This is a genomic window from Gudongella ferriphila (assembly GCF_046224405.1).
Lineage (GTDB): Bacteria > Bacillota > Clostridia > Tissierellales > Tissierellaceae > Gudongella.
This window is the reverse complement of record NZ_JBJXRK010000006.1, coordinates 84070-107436: the sequence shown is the minus strand read 5'-3', so window position 1 is coordinate 107436 and position 23367 is coordinate 84070. Positions and strand designations below refer to the sequence as shown.

The 23367-nt window shown below is 41.2% G+C and carries 21 protein-coding genes and 1 other RNA gene; all 22 read right to left on the bottom strand.

The genetic code is table 11. The features are described from left to right. Nucleotides 1–25: 25 nt before the first annotated feature. On the bottom strand, nucleotides 26–202 hold the full coding sequence (locus ACKVDP_RS06020) for a hypothetical protein (protein ID WP_409227909.1): 177 nt from the start codon (nucleotides 200–202) through the stop codon (nucleotides 26–28). A 100-nt stretch (nucleotides 203–302) separates the two neighbouring features. Then, nucleotides 303–1475 carry a cation:proton antiporter gene (locus ACKVDP_RS06015; RefSeq protein ID WP_409227908.1) on the bottom strand — a complete coding sequence of 391 codons (1173 nt, stop codon included), beginning with the start codon at nucleotides 1473–1475 and terminating at the stop codon, nucleotides 303–305. A 355-nt stretch (nucleotides 1476–1830) separates the two neighbouring features. Then, nucleotides 1831–2277 carry an SRPBCC family protein gene (locus ACKVDP_RS06010; protein ID WP_409227907.1) on the bottom strand — a complete coding sequence of 149 codons (447 nt, stop codon included), beginning with the start codon at nucleotides 2275–2277 and terminating at the stop codon, nucleotides 1831–1833. Nucleotides 2278–2604: 327 nt separating this feature from the next. Further along, nucleotides 2605–2955, bottom strand: a transfer-messenger RNA (tmRNA) gene (ssrA, locus tag ACKVDP_RS06005). Between the two features lie 55 nt (nucleotides 2956–3010). Then, nucleotides 3011–3475, bottom strand: a complete 465-nt coding sequence (smpB, locus tag ACKVDP_RS06000; protein WP_409227906.1) for an SsrA-binding protein SmpB — start codon at nucleotides 3473–3475, stop codon at nucleotides 3011–3013. Between the two features lie 44 nt (nucleotides 3476–3519). Continuing rightward, nucleotides 3520–5652 (bottom strand): ribonuclease R, encoded by a 2133-nt coding sequence (rnr, locus tag ACKVDP_RS05995; protein WP_409227905.1) that lies wholly within the window; start codon nucleotides 5650–5652, stop codon nucleotides 3520–3522. A 72-nt stretch (nucleotides 5653–5724) separates the two neighbouring features. Beyond that, nucleotides 5725–6894: a D-alanine--D-alanine ligase family protein gene (locus ACKVDP_RS05990; protein WP_409227904.1), complete on the bottom strand. Its 1170-nt coding sequence runs from the start codon at nucleotides 6892–6894 to the stop codon at nucleotides 5725–5727. Nucleotides 6895–6911: 17 nt separating this feature from the next. Then, nucleotides 6912–8426, bottom strand: coding sequence for a UDP-N-acetylmuramoyl-tripeptide--D-alanyl-D-alanine ligase (locus ACKVDP_RS05985; RefSeq protein WP_409227903.1), 1515 nt, complete (start codon nucleotides 8424–8426; stop codon nucleotides 6912–6914). A 30-nt stretch (nucleotides 8427–8456) separates the two neighbouring features. Further along, the gene (locus tag ACKVDP_RS05980) at nucleotides 8457–9233 is read right to left on the bottom strand and encodes an alpha/beta fold hydrolase (protein ID WP_409227902.1); all 777 of its coding nucleotides are present in this window, start codon (nucleotides 9231–9233) and stop codon (nucleotides 8457–8459) included. Between the two features lie 111 nt (nucleotides 9234–9344). Continuing rightward, entirely contained in the window at nucleotides 9345–11345 is a 2001-nt protein-coding gene (locus ACKVDP_RS05975; RefSeq protein ID WP_409227901.1) for a sodium-translocating pyrophosphatase, read from the bottom strand. 16 nt (nucleotides 11346–11361) lie between these two features. Next, a complete protein-coding gene (gene secG / locus ACKVDP_RS05970) occupies nucleotides 11362–11586 on the bottom strand; it encodes a preprotein translocase subunit SecG (RefSeq protein WP_409227900.1) in 225 nt (74 codons plus the stop codon). Between the two features lie 101 nt (nucleotides 11587–11687). Then, nucleotides 11688–12134, bottom strand: a complete 447-nt coding sequence (locus ACKVDP_RS05965; protein ID WP_409227899.1) for a Fur family transcriptional regulator — start codon at nucleotides 12132–12134, stop codon at nucleotides 11688–11690. An 18-nt stretch (nucleotides 12135–12152) separates the two neighbouring features. Continuing rightward, complete coding sequence (locus ACKVDP_RS05960; RefSeq protein WP_409227898.1) at nucleotides 12153–12977, bottom strand: metal ABC transporter permease; 825 nt, start codon at nucleotides 12975–12977, stop codon at nucleotides 12153–12155. Next, nucleotides 12977–13705 (bottom strand): metal ABC transporter ATP-binding protein, encoded by a 729-nt coding sequence (locus tag ACKVDP_RS05955; protein WP_409227897.1) that lies wholly within the window; start codon nucleotides 13703–13705, stop codon nucleotides 12977–12979. The genes ACKVDP_RS05960 and ACKVDP_RS05955 overlap by 1 nt, the downstream gene beginning before the upstream one ends. Next, nucleotides 13698–14696, bottom strand: coding sequence for a metal ABC transporter solute-binding protein, Zn/Mn family (locus ACKVDP_RS05950; protein ID WP_409227896.1), 999 nt, complete (start codon nucleotides 14694–14696; stop codon nucleotides 13698–13700). The genes ACKVDP_RS05955 and ACKVDP_RS05950 overlap by 8 nt, the downstream gene beginning before the upstream one ends. A 145-nt stretch (nucleotides 14697–14841) precedes the next feature. Continuing rightward, a complete protein-coding gene (eno, locus tag ACKVDP_RS05945) occupies nucleotides 14842–16134 on the bottom strand; it encodes a phosphopyruvate hydratase (RefSeq protein ID WP_409227895.1) in 1293 nt (430 codons plus the stop codon). Between the two features lie 19 nt (nucleotides 16135–16153). Continuing rightward, on the bottom strand, nucleotides 16154–17686 hold the full coding sequence (gene gpmI / locus ACKVDP_RS05940) for a 2,3-bisphosphoglycerate-independent phosphoglycerate mutase (RefSeq protein ID WP_409227894.1): 1533 nt from the start codon (nucleotides 17684–17686) through the stop codon (nucleotides 16154–16156). Between the two features lie 13 nt (nucleotides 17687–17699). Then, nucleotides 17700–18446, bottom strand: coding sequence for a triose-phosphate isomerase (gene tpiA / locus ACKVDP_RS05935; protein WP_409227893.1), 747 nt, complete (start codon nucleotides 18444–18446; stop codon nucleotides 17700–17702). Between the two features lie 12 nt (nucleotides 18447–18458). Beyond that, entirely contained in the window at nucleotides 18459–19646 is a 1188-nt protein-coding gene (locus ACKVDP_RS05930; RefSeq protein WP_409227910.1) for a phosphoglycerate kinase, read from the bottom strand. 70 nt (nucleotides 19647–19716) lie between these two features. Beyond that, nucleotides 19717–20724, bottom strand: a complete 1008-nt coding sequence (gap, locus tag ACKVDP_RS05925) for a type I glyceraldehyde-3-phosphate dehydrogenase (RefSeq protein ID WP_409227892.1) — start codon at nucleotides 20722–20724, stop codon at nucleotides 19717–19719. Between the two features lie 16 nt (nucleotides 20725–20740). Further along, on the bottom strand, nucleotides 20741–21784 hold the full coding sequence (locus ACKVDP_RS05920) for a sugar-binding transcriptional regulator (RefSeq protein ID WP_409227891.1): 1044 nt from the start codon (nucleotides 21782–21784) through the stop codon (nucleotides 20741–20743). 101 nt (nucleotides 21785–21885) lie between these two features. Next, entirely contained in the window at nucleotides 21886–23265 is a 1380-nt protein-coding gene (gene rpoN / locus ACKVDP_RS05915) for an RNA polymerase factor sigma-54 (protein ID WP_409227890.1), read from the bottom strand. Between the last annotated feature and the right edge of the window lie 102 nt (nucleotides 23266–23367).

Here is a 23367-nt window from a genome sequence, read left to right as displayed (position 1 = left end):
TTTTTTCACCCATTTTTTTATTCTTTTACTTTATAATTATCTGACCGGGGTTTTCAATCAGAGTTTGCTTTACTGGATTCTCTGGAAATGCAGGTGAGCAATTCAATCTTTCTTCCTGTGACGGAAGTACTTGTTCACTGCTGTATGCTGCAATTATAGTTGCAACAATAATAGCCACTATTAGGTATTTCTTTATACTCATGCTAACACTCCCTTCAAACCTCATAATGTTGATTTTTGTATATAGCCTCTAATTATTCATTTTGTATAGTTTTCATGCTGTATCCTTATAATAACAAGTTTTAATCCATAGGTTTTTTTTCGAGTAAGCACATTTTATTGCGAGTACACAAATATTCCAATACACGAAAGCCAATAGTACTAATAAAAGCTGTACCTAGGATAAGAATGACAGAAAAGGACTGAAATGGAAATACCTGACTTCCCACAATCCCTGAAATTAACAAGGAGAACTCTCCTCTAGATACTGTCACTAAGCCGATGAATACTCCTTTGTTCTTAGAACATCCCAAAGCTTTTCTAATCAACTGTCCTCCAAGCAATTTTCCCAACGAAGCAAAAATTATTGCTATAGTCACCCATCCTACATAATTTCCTAAACCTTGAAGATTTAGCTGCATACCGAAATAAAAAAAGAATATACTCCCAAAAATATCTCTAAATTTCAGAGCCGTACGCTCAACCTTCTCTCTGCTCTTTCCTTGAGATACCGCAACCCCAAGGAAAAATGCGCCAAGTGCTTCTGATACTCCAAGTTGTATGCCAATATAAGTTACAGCAAATACAAGTCCTAAAAAATTAAGAAGCATAATTTCCTTGGATGTACTATGTATAAACCAATCAATTTGAGTATGAAACTTAACACCGATAAATACCAGTAATACACAAAATATTATGGCCATCCCCAAATCAATACCAAGGCTAATCATATTAAATCCATTTGCTTGGTTAGCCATTGCGGATATCAAGACAAGATAAATAACCATCACCAAGTCTTCAAAAATCATAATCCCCATAACCAGTTCCCCTTCCGGATCCTTTACAGAATTCAACTGAATTAAGGTTTTAGTTATGATTCCCGAACTACTCATATATATGATCCCTGCAATAACAAAACTGTAAAAAATATCTAATCCTATTAGTTGACCTAATAAAAATCCGATTGAGAAATTAAAGAAAAAATCAATCATTCCTGCAATTATGAGTGTTTTTTTTCTTTCCAACAAGGTTTGCAAAGAAAATTCAAAGCCTAAATAAAAGAGTAAAAACACCACCCCTATCTCCGAGAAAAGTCCTATTACCTCATGATCAACAACTATGTTTAATATCGGAGGACCCATTAAAATACCCGCAAGAATATAAAAGGGTGGATAAAAACTTTCAGTTTTTTCTGCGATGCGGCCGAACAAAGCCAAAGAAACAAATGCGATAGCCACTTGTCCGTAAATACTCATTTTTTCACATCCTTAAAGTTCTTGTTTCTCCCAACTTATCTAACATTTTCCAATAAGACTGGTTTTCCAGATAATCACAGATATTATTTATAGAAAGTCAATCAAAAAAATATTTTTAACCGTATTCCAAAGCAAGTCATTAATTCTCAATCCAAGCCATAGCCTAATTGCTTGAAATAAAAAATAGCACGAATCTAATATTTCTGATATTGTAAGCTTAAATTCCTAAGAATCAAATACCAAAAAACTAGACTCATGCTACAAATTTGTACAACATATTATCCCAATGTTTCTTTGGCATAGAAATCATTCAAATCATTTATTCCTCTAACCAGTTCCAACACAACTAATCAAATTACATACTTTCACATATAGCTTTAAGGTTCTTCAAAGTTGCTATAGTCGCGTTCTCCTGAATTTTCTCAACAACCAATAAATTAGCTACCTTACCGATTATATTTTCAGGCATGTCATATTCAATGTCAGCGACAACTTCAGTTCCACCATCTTTATCCAAATAAGTGAATGTTTGTGTACCAGATAACGGTCCCTCAAATGTTCCTTTCCAAACATGTTTATCCGAACCATGACTACATTCTTTCACTTCAACAGTCATCGGTAAGTGTACACCAAGAATTGTATACTTAAATTCACCTACAGTACCAGCCTCACCATCACCAGTGAGTTTAATCGGTTCTGATAAATGAGCATACCAATGAGCCCATTCTTTTGGATCCATACCATATCCAGCCACTTTTCCCAAAGGAGCATTAATAAAAATACTTTCCCTAAGGCTAGACATTGAAAACATCTCCTCTCCATCTGAAAGATATGATTTTTCGACTTCTTCCCAAAAACTTATTAGGATAAGTACACTGATGATTAATTATATTATGTATTTATACAGTACCCCAAAATTTTAGCTCCAAACTTATGCCAAGAGGTCAAATTATGTAATGAAAACCATCCAACACATGCAAACTTCTAATGGCGCTTAACTTGAACTGACCTAAAAGGTTATATGGTATTATTTGGTTATTATTGGAACCGTCCCCTATTTCTGCATACAAAAAACTTAAACCCACTGAAATCAGTGGGTCTATTTTGTATCAATATTTGAGTGTTTTAATGGTGGAGGCGGTGAGAGTCGAACTCACGTCCGAAAATCCTTCCACAAGAGCTTCTCCGAGCGCAGCCAACAATTTGGGATTCCCCCGACTCATCTCCTGCTGACTGGATATGAGCTTCGGTAGCTTCATCAGTTCCGTTTCCGGCTCAAAGCTTTACCGGACTCGGTTCCCCACTAAAATGACGATTCAATCCAGGTCGTGGGACTCCCGGTTAAATCGAGCGGCCTTATTAGGCTGCTAGTGCGTAATTATCGTTTGCGTTTAATTTAGTTTGCCACTTTTAACGTTGCTTGGCGACAACGGCTCGCTACTCCTGATTCCGTATCCCCGTCGAGACCAAATTCGCCCCCATTGGTTATTACATAAGAATTATAACATATGTTCGACTTTATGTCAATCTAATCCCTACTGGTATTTTTCACTGGAGTGCTGCTGTATCCTCCGTTCAGCATCCTTCTTTGCCATGGTCTGTCTTTTGTCGTAAAGTTTCTTACCCTTTGCAAGTGCAATCTCAATCTTAACAAGACCATCCTTCAGGTAGATTGAAAGAGGCACAAGGGTGAAACCCTTTTGCTGGGTTTCACCGATGAGCTTTCTTATTTCTCGCCTGTGTAAAAGAAGCTTCCTTTTTCTTACCGGATCAACATTGTATATGTTCCCCTGCTCATAGGGGCTGATGTGCATGCCGGTAATATAAACCTCTCCATTCTCTATAGAGGCATAGGATTCCTTGATGTTGACCTTCCCCTGTCTTATGGACTTCACTTCAGTTCCAGTAAGGACAATTCCGGCCTCAAAGGTTTCTTCAATAAAGAACTCATGCCTGGCCTTTTTATTTGAAGCAATCAATTTTGTGCCTGTTTTCTTCATATAATTCCATCCCTTATCGTTTGTCGTTTTCCAGTGTAGCAGAATTACTCATCTGTGTCAACTTCCTCATTTATAAGCTGAAAATCTATGTTTTTCTTACCAACATCAGCTCCAATTACTTTTACCTTGACGGGATCCCCCAGTCTGTATGTGGTTTTTGTCCTTTCTCCGACTATCATATAGTTGTCCTCATCAAAGAAGTAGAAATCATCAACCATGTTGCTGAAGTGGACAAGCCCCTCAATTGTATTTTCAAGCTGAACGAACAAACCAAAGCTGGTAACTGAGGACACCAGGCCCTCGTATTCCTCTCCAATTCTTTCAGCCATATATTGGGCCTTCTTAAGGTCGTCAACCTCCCTCTCGGCCTCCTCAGCCCTTCTCTCGGTCATTGAGGTGTGTTCTGCTATCTCGGGTAGCAATCCATCCAGCATGTCCATCTTCTTCTGGTTCATTCTCCCATGGATTGAATCCTTAATTATCCTGTGAATCTCCAGGTCAGGATATCTTCTGATTGGCGAAGTGAAGTGTGAATAGTATTGGGCAGCCAATCCAAAGTGAATGCCTGGGTCTGCACTGTAAACGGCCTTTTGCATGGTTCTAAGAAGCAACGTGGAAATTACGGGCTCCTCTCTCTTTCCCTTAATTTCCTGGGTCAAAATCTGGAAATCCTTTGGATGCAGCTCCTTTCCCTTTATTGAATAGCCAAAGTTATGGATGAATTTTTGAAAATCCTCAACCCTTTCACTGTTTGGTTCTTCATGGATTCTGTAGAGGAAGGGTATTTCCTCCCAGAAGAAACGTTCAGCAACCGTTTCATTGGTAACGAGCATAAATTCCTCTATTAGCCTGTTTGCAACCCTTCTTTCCAGCTTCCTTACATCAACTGGCTTGCCGTTTTCATCAAGCTCTATATAGCTCTCCGGAAAATCGAAGTCTATGCTTCCTCTTTTATCCCTGTGCTTCCTTAGAATATCCATCAATTCCTTCATGATGAAAAGCTCTTCAGCCACAAGGGAGAGCTTCTCTGCAGCCTTTTCATCAGTTCCTTCAATAAGATCTGATACATCATCATATACTAGTCTGGCCTTACTGTTGATTACAGATTCATGGATTTCATGATAGACAACCTTTCCATTCTTGTCTATGTCCATGAACACCGACATTGTAAGCCTGTCAACATTGGGATTCAAGGAGCATATTCCGTTGCTCAGCTCGTGTGGGAGCATAGGTATTACTCTGTCCAGAAGATACACCGAATTCCCTCTGTTCAAGGCTTCTCTATCAAGCTGGCTCCCTGGTCTTACATAATGGGACACATCTGCTATGTGAACACCTAGCCTATACTTATCATTATCAAGCTTTTCTATTGATATTGCATCGTCCAGATCCTTTGCATCTGCTCCATCTATGGTAAAGGTCTTTAAATCCCTTAAGTCCTTTCTATTCTTAATTTCATTTTCATCAATGGTTGACGGTATTTTAATTGCCTCAGCTCTAACCTCTTCGGTAAACTCCTCTGGTAGCTTGAACTGCCTTATTATGGATAGGATATCAGTGCCCTTGTCTGTTAGAAATCCAAGTACCTCTATAATGGAACCTTCAGGATTCCTTCTGAATTCTGGCCATTTTTCGATTCCTACCACAACCTTCTGACCGTCTTTAGCCTCCATTGTTTTTCCTTTAGGAATGAATATATCATATGCAATCTTATGGTTATCAGGTATTACGAATCCAAAGTTTCCACTGTCTTCATACGTCCCTATCACCGATTCATTTGCTCTTTCAAGCACCCGAATTATCTCGCCTTCCTGCTTTCTGCCAGCCTGTCTGCCCTTTATCAGGTTTGCAATTACCTTGTCTCCGTGCATTGCAGTGTTCATGGAATCTGCAGGAATAAAGATATCCTCTCCAGGTCTGTCCTTTGATATTACAAAACCAAAGCCCTTTTCATTTCCTTCAAGTCTTCCTATTACAAGAAACTCAGGATTTATCAGACCGTATCTGTCATTCCTGGCCTTTAGGAGTACCCCTTCCTTCTCCATTCCGTCCAACACCTTAAAGAATTCCTTCTGCTCCCCCTTTCCGATATTAAATCTTGCAGCCAGTTCCTCCTTGAGTAACGGCTTATATTTCTTTCCCTCCATAAGCTTTATTATTTCTTCCCTTATAGCCATTGTAAATCCCCCTTCTTTCAATACTTAGTATTTACCCTTTCTGTTAAAAAAATGTAAGATATATAAAATATCTTACATTTTACCTGTTTTCGCGCCAAATTGGGTTCTTTTAAATAGGTTTGACTCATAAACATACATGTTGGAGTTCTTTTCCTTGTGTGTTATCAAGGAAATTTCGATCATCTTGTTAACAAGAGCCTTGAAGTCATAACCCTTTCCTTCCCAAAGGTAGAATGCAATCGAACCGGGAAGGGTATTAATCTCATTTACAAAAACCTTTCCACTTTTGTCTATAAGGAAATCTATTCTGGCATTCCCTCTTCCGTCTATTACGGTAAAGGCTTCCTTGGCAAGTTTCTCTATTTCAAGCCTAGTATTTTCTTCAATATTTGCTGGTATTGCCCTATTCTTGTTGGCAGAATCTGATGTTTTGGAATCCTTCCTTACATACTTGTCATCAAATGAAAGTATTTCATTCCAGCCCAGTGGCTCTTCGCATTCAGATACCTCAACCTCGTGATTGTAGCCCATCACTGCGCAGTTGATTTCCCTAGGTTCCTCTACTGCCTTTTCCACAATTATCTTTCTGTCATAGCTTGCTGCTATCTCCAAGGCAACCTGGAGCATTTCCTTGTTCTTTGCTTTGGAAATTCCTATACTTGAACCAAGATTTGAAGGCTTAACGAAAACTGGGTAACCAAGTCTTGATTCAACCTCAGCAATGGAACCAGCCTTGTCAGCTTCCCACTGGGTTCTGTAAAACCACATATAGTCCACTACAGGAATGCCATTTGCCTTGTATACATCCTTCATCACAATTTTATCCATACCTACTGACGATGCGAGAAGTCCTGCTCCAACATAGGGTTTGTTTACAAATTCCAACAGACCTTGAGCTGATCCATCCTCACCGTTGGTTCCATGAAATGCAGGAAAGAATATGTCAATGGTTTCCACGATCTTCTTACCAAACAACCCGGTCTCCTCAGGGTGAGCATAAAGGTTCCCGTCGTTATGATTTGGTGAGATCATAATTCGCTTAGCATCCTTAAAATCATTGTTTTTGAAGCTCTCAAAATTTAACAATGATTTTCCTGTTAACCATTTGCCTTCTTTGGTGACATAGATTGCGACTGGCTCGTATTTACTTCTGTCCATATTCTCAATAATCTGCATTGCCGTTATTACAGATACTTCGTGTTCAACACTCCTGCCTCCAAAAAGCACTCCTACTTTTTTCATTGTCAGACCTCCTCTTGCTATTCGCTGTAATTGTCCGGTAGATCATTCTCAAACAACACTACGTCCTTTGGCTTGGTTATCTTACCTATCTCCTCGGTAGCCTCCTGAAGATTATTCACTACGAAAATATTGGATGGATTAAAGGATGTTTCCATTAGTCCCTCATAAATAGGTTTAGTTCTCTGTTCGCCTACCAGAATGACATAATCACACACCTTACCAATATTTACCCCAAATTCACGATTTGCCGACTCCTCCATTTCACCCAGCTCAATCATTCCAGGAGTTACTATGATTTTTCTGCCCTCCCTGAACTGAGAAAGCACTTCAAGTGCAGCTTTTGTACCCACTGGATTTGAGTTGAATGCATCATCTATTATTATGACGCCGTTCGCCGATTCAATCAGGTTCAATCTGTGTTCAACAGGCTCAATCTTTTCAATTCCCATACTTATCTCCTCAAAGGAAAGACCAAGAATTTTTGAGGCACATGCACCCGCAAGGAGGTTATAGATGTTATGCTTACCTAAAAGCCTTGTCTTGCATCTGACGCTGTTTCCTTCCTTATCCCTAAGGGTAAATTCAGAGCCCTTCTCATTTACAACTATATCCTCTGCATAAATGTCAAGCTCCTCTACATTCTCAAGTCCATAGAGCATCTTTTCCTTGAATGTTTTATCCGCAAGCTTCTTAACATATTCATTGTCATAGTTGAAAACAGCTATTCCATCAGTTGGAAGAGCTTCAATAAGCTCGTATTTTGTTTTCATTATGTTGTCAATGTTCTTGTAGGTATCCATGTGGACTGGACCGATTGATGTCAATATTCCAATCCTAGGCTGCGCAAGTTGTGCAACCTCCCTGATTTCACCTATTTTCTTGGCTCCCATTTCCGCAACGAAAACTTCATGCTCATCTGAGAGATCGTTGTTTATTACTTTCGATAGTCCCATAGGTGTGTTGTATGATTCAGGTGTGTTTAGGACATTGAACCTCTGTGAAAGAATAGTCCCCACAATGAACTTGGTGCTTGTTTTCCCGAAGCTTCCAGTTACGCCAACCACCTCTAGGTTTTCTCTTGACTTCACCTTGTTCTGGGCGGCCCTGTAATACCCCATGTTGATATTGTCCTCAATAGGCTTCATTACCATTGTGGAAAGGACCATTACTAAAGGTTGGTAGTAATATACGGCTGCCATTGCCACAACAAGAAGTCCAACTCCCATAATCAGATTACTTGTAACCGAATATACAAGAATTGACGGCAGTGCAACAAATACCGCAGATATGATGAAATTAGCTCTAAATAGCCTGGTTGCCCTTTGCGTCATAACCAATGGTTTCTTTATGGGAGCTTCATTTCCTGAAAGGCTGTATGCCTTTTTCTTGTTCATCGAAAGCCACTTCAGATAGTGGTCCGCCAAATAGCCTTCAAGCTGTACCATATGAAGCGAATCCTTTGTCCTCTTGCTCATAAGCTGCACTGAAATAGTTGCAACCAGTATAAATATTGAAATTATAATTAAACTCATCATTTTCCTCCAAATTTGTTTGCCAAATGATTATTGGGCTTCTGATTTGAAAAAGGCTTCCATCACTCTGGTAAACTTATTGTAGTCATCCAGGTATGAATAGTGCCCCGCTCCTTCAAAGACCACAAGACCGCTATCATTGATCTCCTTTTCCATTATATGTCCCATGTATAGGGGAGTTGAATCATCCTGATCACCCCAGATCAGTAGGGTCGGTGCCTTTATGTCCTTTAGAATTGGCTTTAGATTCTCATTTACAACCCTTACCAATATCTTTCTCATTACACCTGAGCTGTTCTGGTAGTCGTCAGAACCGAATTTCTTGTAGAGCTTCTCCAACCTCTTTTCCTTGTTTTCCCAAAATACAAAGGTTGTATACAGTTTTTTTAGAAGCTTAAATGCTTTTACCTTAAGGTGGTACTTCAAGGTCCTTTTTGGTATAAGACCTGCACTGTCAATCAGCACAACCCTGTTGATTCGGTCTGGATACTTGGATGACAAAATTATTGATAGCTTGCCACCGAAGGAATGCCCCACCAGTGATAGTTTCCCTGGAATTAGTCTATCCATAAACTCCTTCACTATATCCGCATAGCAGAAGGATCCGAATACCTCCTCCGGCATCTGGGATTTTCCAAAGCCTGGTAGGTCAAGAGCAAATATGGTGTGGTCCTTCTTCAGGGTATTCACAATTGGCATTACTGTTTCTATGCTGGCCCCCCAGCCATGAAGCACTAGGACTGGTTCTCCTGAGCCCGTCTTTATGTAGTTGATTTTTAGGCCATCTATTTCAACATAGTTTTCCATTCTCTCCATCCTTCTTCTCAACTGTGTCACAACATAGAATTATATCATATTCACAGAAATTTATACAGTGTAATACACAAGAAAAAACCCTCCATAGGGAGGGCTCTTTATCTAGAACAATATTCCACCGTATAGTACAAACATCTGTGCAAATACAAGTGATACGATTGTCATAAGCTTTATCAGGATATTCAATGAAGGGCCTGATGTATCCTTGAATGGGTCACCTACTGTGTCTCCAGTTACTGCAGCCTTGTGGGCCTCGCTACCTTTTCCACCGTGATGTCCTTCTTCAATGTACTTCTTGGCATTGTCCCATGCTCCTCCAGCATTTGACATGAAGATTGCCATCAATACTCCTGTTACAAGTGCTCCTGCTAGAAGTCCACCAAGAGCTTCCGCTCCCAGTAGCAGTCCAATGAATACAGGTACTGCAACAGCCAGCAATCCTGGTATTATCATTTCCTTAAGTGCTGCCTTTGTGCTGATGTCAACACAGGTTGCATACTCAGGAGTTGTAGTCCCTTCCATGATTCCAGGGATTTCCTTGAACTGTCTTCTTACTTCCTCAATCATGCTGAACGCAGCTTTTCCAACAGCGTCCATTGTAAGGGCTGCAAATAGGAATGGAAGCATTCCTCCTATTAGAAGACCTGCTATAACAGCTGGCTTTGTAAGGTCAATTGCGGTCAGTTGAACTGCCTGTGTGTAGGATGAGAATAGGGCCAGTGCTGTAAGTGCCGCTGATCCGATTGCAAATCCCTTTCCGATTGCAGCTGTTGTATTACCAACTGAGTCAAGCTTGTCGGTTATTTTTCTAACATCTTCAGGTAGCTTGCACATCTCTGCAATTCCACCTGCATTGTCTGCTATGGGTCCGTATGCATCCACGGCTATGGTCATACCTGCAGTTGAAAGCATTCCTACCGCAGCAAGCGCAATTCCGTAAAGTCCTTTAGCAGGCTCTGCAGCTCCACCTGAAACAAAATATGCAACCAGGATACCTATAGCTATTACAATTATCGGCAGTGCTGTAGACATCATTCCTACTGATAATCCACCGATGATGTTTGTTGACGCTCCAGTCTCTGATTCCTTGGCAATCCTTTTTACAGGATTATACTCAGCTGATGTAAAGTACTCTGTAATCTTGGCAATAGTAAGTCCAACAACAAGACCTGCTATTATTGCTACAAACGGTTGGAATGATCCTAAAATCATAATGCTAAGTAAAGCTCCAACTATCATTGTCAACAATGAACTGACAAGTGTTCCCTTGTCTAGTGATTTTTGAGGATCTCCATCTCCTCTGACAAAGAAAACTCCAACTATTGAAGCAAGAATTCCAACTGCTGCAAGACCGAATGCAAAGAAGACTCCATTATCTCCATAGGCAATAAGTCCCAAGGTTACTGCTGATACGATAGCTCCGACATATGATTCAAAAAGGTCTGCACCCATTCCAGCAACATCGCCTACGTTGTCTCCAACATTATCTGCGATTACTGCAGGGTTTCTTGGATCGTCCTCAGGTATTCCAGCTTCAACCTTACCTACAAGGTCAGCTCCAACGTCAGCGGCTTTAGTGTAAATACCTCCACCTACTCTGGCAAACAGGGCTATTGATGATGCTCCAAGTCCGAATCCGGTTATTATTGCAGGGTCTCTAAAAACTATATAAGATACGCCTATTCCCAGAAGACCAAGACCTACAACGCTCATTCCCATTACTGCTCCACCTGAGAATGCAACATTCAGTGCCTTTGTCATACCGCTTTCCATTGCTGCATTTGCTGTTCTTACATTCGCCTTTGTAGCAACTCTCATACCGAAGAAACCAGCCATTATTGAGAAAAGTGCTCCAAATAGGAATGTAATTGCAGTTGTCATTCCAATTACCACTGCAAGTATTACGAATAGTACGGCAACAAAAATACCCAGGGATTTGTACTGTCTTGACAAGAATGCCATTGCACCTTCCTGAATATACGCTGCGATTTCCTTCATCCTGTCATTTCCAGGACTAACCTTATTGATTGATGATGCTTTGTAGAATGCAAACAACAAAGCAACCACTCCCACAATTGGAGCGGCATATAAAGCAAAACTCATTTTACCTTCCTCCTTATTATACCGCTGCCAACGCAACAGCTGAAATCATAAATACCACTGCTGACACAATTGTTACCTTCCTAAGCATTGCCTGTCGGCTTGTTCCCACACTTTTGCCAAACATGGAATCAGTACCACCGCCAATGGCTCCCAAACCTTCAGATTTACTTTCCTGCATAAGAATACTTCCTATGAGGGTACCGCTGGAAATCAACATTAAAACTGAGAATAAAGTCGTCATAACTACACCTCCCGTACATAAAAAAATATTTAATATTCAAGTCTATAACATTACCATTTTAACATAGGCAAAATTTAAAAGCAATGTAATTTAAGCTATACTTACTTATCTTTTCTGTTTGTCACATCCTGGCAATCAGGGCATATTCCCTTTATTTCCAAGTGGTGCTCAAGAATCTCAAAATCTGTTGTCTCCGCCAGGTAGCTTTCATATCCTTCCAGGGGACAACCCTTGATAGGTACAATTTTATTGCACTTAACGCAGACAAGATGATGCCTATGGTCCATATGATTGATCTCATAAGTGGATTTCCCCTCTATGTTAATGCCAGATTTTTGAACCAATCCCTTTTTTGTGAAGGTATCAAGAATTCTGTATACGGTGGACAGGTTCATCCTGGTCTTTTCCTTTTTAGAAAGCATCATGTAGATTTCTTCCGCAGTTATGGGTTGCTTCTTGCGACTCAGGAACTCATAGATCAAATGTCTTTGCTGAGTGTTCTTTATACCTCTTGACTTGAACAATTCCCTTGTTTTTTTACTGCTCATGCTCTACACCTCCCACGGTCATATCCTTATAAATCTCTTCATGCCCAGGAAGAGCAGGAATAGAAATGCATTGACCATTACTATGCTGGCACCCGATGGCAAATTGAACACATACGAGCCTATCACACCTGTCATTACAGCAATAATCGAGACTATTGCCGAAATAATTATGGTGGACTTAAAGCTCCTTGATATTTGAAGCGCTGTTACTGTTGGGAATACAATCATGCTGGAAATCAGCATTGTACCAACAACCCTTATTCCCAAAACTATTGTTATGGAGGTCAGTGTAGCTATCAGATAGTTCATCCGTTTTGTTCCTATCCCAATTACACTGGCGAAAGCCTCGTCATGTGTAACTGCGAAAAGGTCGTGGTAAAAAAGTATTATCAGTGATACTATCAGTCCAGCCAGTACGATTGATAGATACATGTCCATCTGCTTGATTGCAAGTATGCTACCAAATAAATAGCTGAACAGATCCACATTGAATCCACCTGCCACGCTTGATATCAACACACCCAAAGCTACTGAAAATGAAGATACAAGACCTATTGCGGCATCTCCATGAATCCCTGCCTTTTCATTGAGTTGCATTATGAATATTGAAGCTACTGTAACAATTGGAATTGAAACCAGAAGTGGTGAAGCACCCAAAAGAAGTGCTATCGCAACAGTAGCAAAACTTACATGAGCCAGTCCATCTCCAATCATGGAGTACTTCTTCAAGACCAGGAAGATTCCAAGGAGTGCACTGCTTAGTGCAATTGCAGTTCCAACAATCATGGCTCTTTGCATAAAGGCAAGACCCATTGCCTCTCTTATGAGTTCAACTATCTCCATCAGCTCACCACCCTTCCATGGTCATGAATTCCCTCTACGAAATTTACGTTCATGTTAAAATCCTCTGTTGCTCCAAAATACAAAAGCTCCCTATCCAATAGCATGATTTTTGATGAGCATTTCTTTATGCTGCTTAAATCATGGGAAACAAGTATTATGCTTGTTCCCTCCTCCTTATTTATCTTCTTGATCAAGCTGAAGAATTCCGTTCGTACCTTGGGATCCAGTGCACTTGTAGGCTCATCGAGAATCAGGAGTCTTGGACTGCTTACCATTGCTCTTGCAAGCAGCACCCTCTGCTGCTGGCCTCCAGAAAGGTCCCCTATTTTGTTGTGCTTTAGATGATATATATCAAGCCTTTTCAGAATCTCGTCTATTCTTCGGTTATCCCCTGAGGTTATCCTTTTGGGGAATTTCTTCTTCCCCAATAGACCAACCGCAACGATTTCGTGAACCTCTCCTGGAAATAAGGTGTTCCCAGTTACTGCAACCTGAGGCAGGTAGCCTACACCTTTGTGAACTCCTCCTGATCCATGGTAGGTGATGCTTCCCTTGGAGATTGGTACCAAGCCAAGCATCGACTTTACAAGGGTTGTCTTCCCTGAACCGTTTGCTCCAACAAGTCCCACATAGTCCCCCTGCTCTATGACAAAGGATACATCCTTCAGAACCTGCTGCTGACCGTAGTATACGGAAAGATTCTCTACTTCTATTAACCTGCTACTCATATCCCAATCCCTCTTTCAGATTCTCTAGATTATCATACATTATCTCTATATAGGTTTTACCCGAGTCCAGCTCCTCCTTGGATATGTTATGTGCTCCATGGAGAAGCATCAGTTTTACACCTGTTTCATCCACAATTACCTGTGCAACCTTTGGATCTATTAGTTCCTCGTGGTAAATTGCATTTGCTCCAGTTTCCTCAATGGTCTGGATCAAGGCTGTTATTCTCTGGGGGGTAGGTTCAGCATTTGGAGAAAAGCCAGCATATGGGGACATGTGCTCAAGGCCGTATTGTCTGGCAAAGTAACCGAATGCAAAGTGACCTCCCGAAAGGATTGTTTTTGATTTGGTCCTTGACAATGCCTCTCTTATATCACTGTCAAGGGTCATAAGATCTTCAATCAAGGCAGCTTCCTCATTCTTGTATTGTTCAGCATTGTCAGGGTCTGCTTGGGACAAGGCACCTCCTATTGTTTTAACCATGATAATAGCCATATTTGGATCAGTCCAGTAATGTGGATCAACGGCTTCATCCCCATGGTCATCATCATGGTCATCATCGTGGTCGTGATCATCAGCTGTCAAAAGTGGAATTCCCTGGCTCAGGTCAATAACCAGCACATCCTCCTCCTTGAGGTTTTCCACTATATTCTTGGTCCAGGGTTCCATGAAATCACCTGTGTACAAAAAAACATCTGCAGTTAGAAGCGATACCATATCCTGGGGAGTAGGCTCGTAGGAGTGGGCTTCTGTTCCGGTTGGCAATAGGTATCTTACTTCCACATTTCCTCCACCTATTCTCCTTGCAAAATCATATTGCGGAAACAGAGTGGCAACCACTGATATCTTCTCCTGGGCTTCCTCTTCATTTGATATGTCGTCGCCTTCAGCTTCATAGGTTGGGGCCTGTGTTTCGACTTCCTCTGTGCAGCCTGATACTGCAACTGCAAATATCATAAGCATTATTAAAAACAATATTCCTTTTCTTTTCATGATTAACCTCCAAATCTCAACAAATATAATCATATGATTCAACTTTACCTTTGTATATTACCCAAAGGCAAAAAAATAAAACGCAAATGCAAATTATTTGCATATGCGTTTTATTTTACTCTCTTATCCTCTTGTTGTCAACTATCTACTTCTTAAGGTTATATAGGGATTTCAGTCCCTTGTACTCTGACATCTCACCAAGTCCATCCTCAATTCTAACTAGCTGATTGTATTTCGCAACCCTGTCAGTCCTTGAAGGTGCTCCTGTCTTGATCTGCCCTGCATTTGTAGCCACAGCTAGGTCAGCTATTGTTGAATCCTCTGTTTCGCCGGATCTGTGGGAAATTACTGCAGTATACCCATTGGTCTTAGCCAGCTCTATAGCATCCAGAGTCTCTGTGATAGTACCTATCTGATTAAGTTTGATTAGTATTGAGTTTGCAACTCCCATGTCAATTCCTCTTTGAAGCCTTTCGGTGTTGGTTACAAACAGGTCGTCACCTACAATCTGAATTTTCTTCCCAAGCTTCTCAGTCATCAGCTTCCAACCATCCCAATCATCTTCACCAAGTCCATCCTCTATTGAGATTATTGGGTACTTGTCGCAAAGCTCACCATAGTAGTCAACCATTTCCTCAACGGTCATCTCTCTTCCCTCACCCTTAAGGTTGTAGGTCTTCTTCTCTTCATCATACATTCCACTGGCTGCTACGTCCAATGCAAGCACAATATCTTCACCAGGCTTATATCCTGCCTTTTCAATTGCTTCCATAATCGTGATCAGAGCTTCCTCATTGCTCGAAAGGTTTGGTGCAAAGCCACCCTCGTCTCCAACTGAAGTACTCATTCCCTTTGCCTTTAGTACAGCTTTCAGATTGTGGAAAATTTCAGTTCCCATTCTAAGGCCTTCCTTGAAGCTTTCAGCCCCTATTGGCATTACCATGAATTCCTGGACATCAACATTGTTGTCAGCGTGCTCTCCTCCGTTTAGGATATTCATCATTGGAACAGGAAGGGTCTTACCGTTTACTCCCCCAATATACTGGTACAGTGGCATTCCCAACTCATTAGCAGCAGCTCTTGCCACTGCCATGGATACTGCTAGTATGGCATTGGCTCCCAGTTTCCCCTTGTTTTCTGTCCCATCAATTTCAATGAGCACCTTATCTATCATTACCTGGTCAAATACCTCCATGCCTATTATTTCGTCAGCAATGATGTCGTTTACATTCTCAACTGCCTTAATTACACCTTTTCCTAGATATCTTGATTTATCCATGTCCCTCAACTCAACCGCTTCGTATATCCCTGTTGAAGCTCCTGATGGCACAATTGCTCTTCCAAATGCTTCAAGTTCAGTCCAAACTTCCACCTCAACTGTTGGGTTACCTCTTGAATCAAGTACCTCTCTTGCATAAATATCAGTTATTAAACTCATTCATATCACTCCATTCTTTTTATTTTTCGATTAGGGATGATCCAGTCATTACCTGAGGCTTTTCAAGGTTCATCAGTTCAAGAATCGTTGGTGCCAAGTCAGACAGTATTCCTTCTCTAAGGGTGACTTCAGTTTCACCTACAAGTATCAGGGGAACCCTGTTGCTTGTGTGGGCTGTCACGGTTCCCCCTGACTCCTTGTCAAGCATTGACTCGGCATTTCCATGGTCAGCGGTTACTAAAATCTTTCCACCGATTTCCTCCATAAGCTGAACTATTTCTCCCATGCATTCATCCACGGTTTCAACAGCCTTCACAGCAGCTGGAATTACTCCTGTATGGCCAACCATGTCAGGATTTGCAAAGTTGAGAATAATAAGGTCATACTTACCTGATCTGACTTTCTCGAGAACCTCATCCTTTACCTGGTATGCACTCATTTCAGGCTGCAGATCATAGGTTGCAACCTTTGGAGATGGTACCAGAACCCTGTCCTCGCCCTCAAAGGGCTCCTCTCTTCCTCCATTGAAGAAGAAGGTTACATGCGCATACTTTTCGGTCTCAGCAATCCTGAGTTGAGTCTTCCCCTTCTTGCTAACGTATTCTCCAAGAGTGTTTTCAAGGCCTTCATTTGTATATGCAACATGAACATTCCTTATGGTTTTGTCGTACTCTGTCATGGTCACATAGTAGGTGTTTACCTTTTTCTTTCTCTCGAAACCATCGAATTCATCATCCACGATTGCTCTTGTTATCTGTCTGGCCCTGTCCGGTCTGAAATTGAAGAATATCAGGGAATCACCATCATCAATTGTTGCAATAGGCTTTCCATCCTCTTCAATTACAGTTGGAAGCATAAACTCATCGTTTATGTCCTTTTTATATGATTCTTCCACTGCCACCACAGGGTCCTCGGCCCTTTCTCCTTCTCCAAGCACCATTGCATCATAGCCAAGCTGGGTTCTCTCCCACCTCTTGTCCCTGTCCATGGTGTAGTATCTTCCTGCAACAGTCGCTATCCTGCCCACACCAATTTCATCTATTTTTTCCTGCAGCTCCTTTACGTGTTGGCTTCCAACAGTTGGAGGTACATCCCTTCCATCAAGTATGACATGGATGAACACATTATCCATACTGTGCTTCTTCATAAGCTCTAGAAGAGCATAAAGGTGAGTGTTGTGGCTGTGAACACCACCATCCGAAAGCAATCCCATTAGATGAATGGATGATTTTTTTGCCTTCGCATTTTCAATGGCATCAAGGAATTCCTGTTTTCTAAAAAAGCCACCCTCCTTTATTTCCTTTGTGATTCTGGTTAACTCCTGATATACAATCCTACCGGCACCTATATTTAGATGACCTACCTCTGAGTTACCCATCTGTCCTTCAGGCAAACCCACATCCAAGCCGCTTGCCTTCAAGGTTGTATTTGGATACTTGGATATTATACGGTCAAAGTTTGGTTTATTGGCTAGTGCAACCGCATTGCCAGGATATTCCTCTCCCAGGCCGAACCCATCCAGTACCATTAACATTACTGGTGTTTTTGACATTTGTTTCCTCCGATCAATAGTTAATTAGCTTTACGAAATCCGAGGACTTTAAGCTTGCTCCGCCTACCAGTGCCCCGTCTATATTGTCCATGGACATAAGCTCTGATACATTTCCAGGCTTAACACTTCCACCATATTGTATTCTGATTGATTCTGCCGTTTCAGCATCATAGATTTCTTCTATTGTGTTCCTTACAAGAGCACACATCTCCTCAGCCTGCTCGCTTGAAGCCGTTTCCCCGGTACCTATTGCCCATATAGGCTCATATGCGATTACCGTCTTTTTGGCATCGTTCTTATCAATATCCAGGAATGCTCCCTTTACCTGATCCCTGACAATTTCCTTGTGTCGATTGTCCCTGCGTTGCTCAAGTGTCTCACCAACACAGACAATTGGGGCAATTCCATGTGCTATTGCTGAATGAACCTTTTTGTTAACAGTTTCATCTGTTTCATTGAAATACTGTCTTCTTTCAGAATGTCCGAGTATCACGTAATCCACCTTTAGTTCATTTAGCATGATTGGCGAAATTTCCCCTGTAAAGGCTCCATTCTCCTCCCAATGCATATTCTGTGCACCAATCTTAATTCCAGACCCCTCAGTCATTTCCTTTGCTTTTCCAATTGAAAGGTAAGGCACACAAAGTACCGCTTCCACGGATTGGTTCAAGGTTTCTCTTTTTATATCTCCGATAAGCTGTGCCGCCTCGGATATTGTCTTGTTCATTTTCCAGTTTCCAGCTATTATTGGCTTTCTCAAAAGACTGCCTCCTTATTCGCTAATTGCATCTATACCCGGTAATACCTTGCCTTCAAGTAATTCCAGAGATGCTCCCCCACCTGTTGAAACATGCGTAATCTTGTCTGCCAAACCTGCCTTTTCAACAGCTGAAGCTGAGTCGCCGCCTCCAACTATTGTTACAGCACCTGATTGGACCAAGGCCTTTGCGACAGCGTAGGTTCCCTTATTGAAATTATCCATCTCAAAGACTCCCATTGGACCGTTCCACACAACTGTCTTGGCTTCCTTTATTACACTTTCAAACAGTTCAATTGACTCACTTCCTATGTCAAGACCCATCATGTCTGATGGGATTCCATCTGCAAGAACCGTTCTAAAGCTGGTGTCATTCTTGAACTCCCCTGCAACAACAACATCCACAGGGAGTACCATCGCGACTCCGTTTGCCTTTGCCTTTTCCATAAGTTGCTTTGCCAGTTGAACCTTATCCTCCTCTAGAAGGGAAGTTCCCACTTCATAGCCCTTTGCCCTCAGAAATGTGAAAGCCATACCTCCACCTATGATAATTGCGTTAACTTTGGATAGGAGGTTTTCGATTACGCCAATCTTGTCTGAAACCTTGGCTCCACCCAGTATTGCAACGAATGGTCTCTCAGGATCTTCCAAGGCCTTGCCCATAATTGAAACTTCCTTTTCCACAAGATAACCCAATGCCGATGGTAGGTATTTTGAAACACCTACATTTGATGCATGGGCTCTGTGAGATGTCCCAAAAGCATCATTTACATATAGATCTGCAAGAGAGGCAAGCTCCTTGGCAAAGCTATCCTCGTTTTTCTCCTCCTCTTTCCTGAATCTGGTATTCTGTAGAAGCATGACATCTCCAGGATTTAACCCTTTTGCCATTTCTCTTACCTTGTCTGAAACCACCCTGTCATCATCTGCAAACACAACTTCCTTCTTCAGTAGCTGTGACAGTTTGTTTGCCACCGGAAGCATTGAAAACTCTTCCTTTGGCTCTCCCTTAGGCCTTCCAAGATGCGACATCAGTATGACAGCTGCACCATTTTCAAGCAGGTACTCAACCGTTGGAAGTGAGCTACGGATCCTTATGTCATCTGTTATTACACCTTCAGAATTCATTGGAACATTGTAATCAACCCTTACGAGAACCTTTTTTCCCTTTACATCCATATCCTTCAAGGTCTTTTTATTCAGCAAGCAATCCACCTTCTTTTCTTATTGTTTTTTTAATTGATATGTCGGGTCAAAAGACCCGACATAGTTACTACCATTTTTTAGCTACAAGTCTTGCCAGGTCTACAACTCTGCTGGAGTAACCCCACTCGTTGTCATACCATGACACTACCTTAACCATATTGTCTATTACCATTGTGGAGTCGGCGTCAACTATTGATGATCTTTCGTCACCTAAAAAGTCTCTTGATACCAAAGGCTCTTCTGAAAAGCCCATTATACCCTTCATTTCGCCTTCACTAGCTTCCTTCAACAGTCTGTTAACCTCTTCCACTGTTGTGGGCTCGTTCACCTCAAATACTGTGTCAACCAGAGATACCGTTGGAACTGGTACCCTAACTGAAAATCCATTCATCTTACCCTTCAACTCAGGTAATACAAGTGCAACTGCCTTGGCTGCTCCAGTAGTTGTGGGTATGATATTCTCTGCTGCAGCTCTAGCTCTTCTCATATCCTTGTGTCTCTTATCATGGATCATCTGGTCATTTGTGTAGGCGTGAACTGTAGTCATGAGACCTTTTTTGATTCCAAGCTTATCCAGAATGACCTTTGCGACAGGTGCAAGACAGTTTGTCGTACATGATGCATTGGAAATTATATTGTGATTCTCTGGATCATATTTATCTTCATTTACTCCAAGAACTATTGTTATGTCCTCTCCCTTGGCAGGTGCTGTTACGATAACTTTTTTTGCTCCTGCATCTAGATGCTTTTGAAGTCCCTCTCTATCTCTGAATGCTCCTGTAGAATCTATTGCAATATCTACTCCCATTTCCTTCCAGGGAAGTTCAGATGGGTCTCTGAAAGCAATTACCGGAATCTTCTTGCCGTTTACAACAAATCCCTCTTCATAGGTCTCAATTGTCCCGTTGAATTTTCCATAAATGCTGTCATACTTGAGAAGATGCGCCAGATCCTCTATTTTACCTGATGCGTTGATGGCCACAATGTCAAACTCCTCAACATTGTTCTCTGCCCATATCCTGAATACATCTCTACCTATTCTTCCAAATCCGCTTAAACCTACTTTAAGTGCCATTAAAATTCCTCCTTATTTAATTTAATATTTTAATTATTTTATTTCCTACTTCCTCATCAATAATCAGGGTTATGTCCTTCCTGATCGATGCTATAGCAATAATAGCCTCAGCCTTGTCGGCTCCACCAGCCACTCCAATAACCTGCGGAATCTCTTTGTAAGTCTCAAGAGACAATCCCACAGTCTTGTATTCCCAAATGTCGTTGCCCCTAATGTCAAAGTAGTGCCCAAATGCCTCCGCAACAGCTCCATTTTCCATAAGGTGATTGATCCTGTCTGATGATAAATTTCTTCTTTTTGCCAATATGTCAGCTCTTCCTATGCCGAAAATCAGGATCCTCATTTTTTCAATAAGCTGAAGCGACTGACGTATTTCATCATTTGATTGAATTACCTGAAGAGCTTCCTTTTCCAAGCTATCGGGAATGTATAGCAGTCTGTACATCGCCCCGAGATTTTTTCCGATCTTTGCTGCAACTGAATTTGATTGGGCCATCAGTTCCTTGCCAAGTCCTCCCCTTGCCGGTACTACCGTAACCTTGGGGAATTTTTTTTCAGATGTAACCTGATCAGATACCGCGGCCATTGTGCTGCCACCTGTCACACCAACAACATCGCACTCGTTCATGATTTCCACCAGATACCTTGAGGCGCTTCTACCCATTTCCTGAAGTACGAGGTCATTGGACTGGGAATCTCCAGGGACTATTATTATGCTATCAATTCCCAAAACTTCCTGAAGCCTCTTCTTCAAATCAGGTATACCCCTTATGCTCTGGTAAATATCACTTAGCTGTTCAAGAAGCTCTTTGCCGTCATCTGTAACATACATACCCATATTGTCGGCGTTTAACAACTTAAGCTCCTTGAGTTTGTCAACCTCTGACCTGACTGTCCTCTCCTTCAATCCTAATTCCACAGAAAGTGCTCTTCTTCCAACTGGCTGTCTGAATTCAACCGCCCTTAAAATTGAGTATCTCCTTTCGATTGACTGAAAGCACTCAGGTGAGAGTCTTCCAATAAGTTTTAGAAGATCTATAGTACCACCTCCGTTGGACATATTTTGTCCCTATTGTTCTTATTTGTCCCACATAGGGTAAAAAAATATCCTTAATGTCATTATATACCAGAGACAGCCATTTTTCAAGCCATCTCTGATATTTAAAACCTTCTTCTTCGGGATGATGATGGAATCTTTAGCTCATCCCTGTACTTTGCCACAGTTCTCCTGGAAACCTCCATGCCTCTTTCCTTAAGCAAATTTGAAATAACCTGGTCACTAAGTGGTTTCTTTTGGTCCTCACCATCTATTATACCCTTTATTATTGATTTCACACTGGTTGCTGAAACTTCTCCAGATTTTCCTGACAATCCAGTTGTAAAAAAGTATTTAAGCTCAAATACACCCCTTGGAGTCTGAACATATTTGCCGCTTGTTGCTCTTGAGATAGTAGATTCATGCATTTCAATATCTTCAGCAACATCCTTCAATGTCAAAGGCACCAGTCTTTTTTCACCGTGAATAAGAAACTCCTTCTGATATTTCAATATGGATTCCACAACCTTGTAAAGTGTCTGTCTTCTTTGTTCAATGCTTTTGATCAACCACATTGCAGAGTTGAGCTTCTCTTGGAGGAACTCCGTTGTCTCCACATCTCCCCCATCCTTTAAAAGACTTTTATAGTACTGGTTAATATTCAATCTGGGACCGGTCACATCATTTATGAATATAACAAACTCTCCATCTATTTCCTCTATGGATGCATCCGGGGTAATGTATCTGGTATCATCCCCATCACCCCTAAAGGTTCTTCCTGGCTTTGGTTCCAGACACTTTATGAAATCAACATACTCCTGTGCCTTCTGAATTGTTATATCCAACTCCTTGGCAATCAAAGCTATTTTATTTGAGGCTATATCCTCGAGATGGTCGTTTATAACTCTCTTTAGAAGGAAATCCTTTTCATCCTTCACCTGTATGAGCAGACATTCCTTTAGACTTCTGGCACCAACACCATAAGGTTCAAAGGATTGTATTACGGTTAAGACAGCCTCCACTTCCTCTTCAGAAACACGTAACTGTGAGGAGATTTCGGAAGTGGTTGAATCCAAGTAGCCATTGGAATTGATGTTTTGGATAATATAGTCTGCAATCCGATATTCCGCAGCATCTAGACTTATCATATTAAGCTGTTCTATAAGATAATCCTTTAATGAAGGTGTATAGGACACGAAGTTTTCAAAGGAATACTCCTTACGGTTTCTATCGACCTCTGACCTGTAGCTTATATCATCATAGCTTTCAAGAAATTCCTTCCAGTCTATATCCTTTTCTTCCTTGACTGTTTCCATGCTGTGAGCATCATCAGAAGGTCCTTCAAGTTCAAGAAGAGGATTTTCCTCCATTTCCCTTTTTAAATAGCTATTCAGTTCAAGACTTGTATATTGCAGCAGTTGTATGGCCTGTCGCAGTTCAGGTGTCATAATGAGCTTCTGGCTTTGTTCAAGTGTCAGGTCATAATTCAACCTCAAATGTCCCACCTCCTTTTATCTAATTATGATTATATCAGAATTATCTACCTTTAACAATTCACAGCCTACTTTTGTATCCACTACAAAAAACACAGAGGTTCCGGTTCTTTT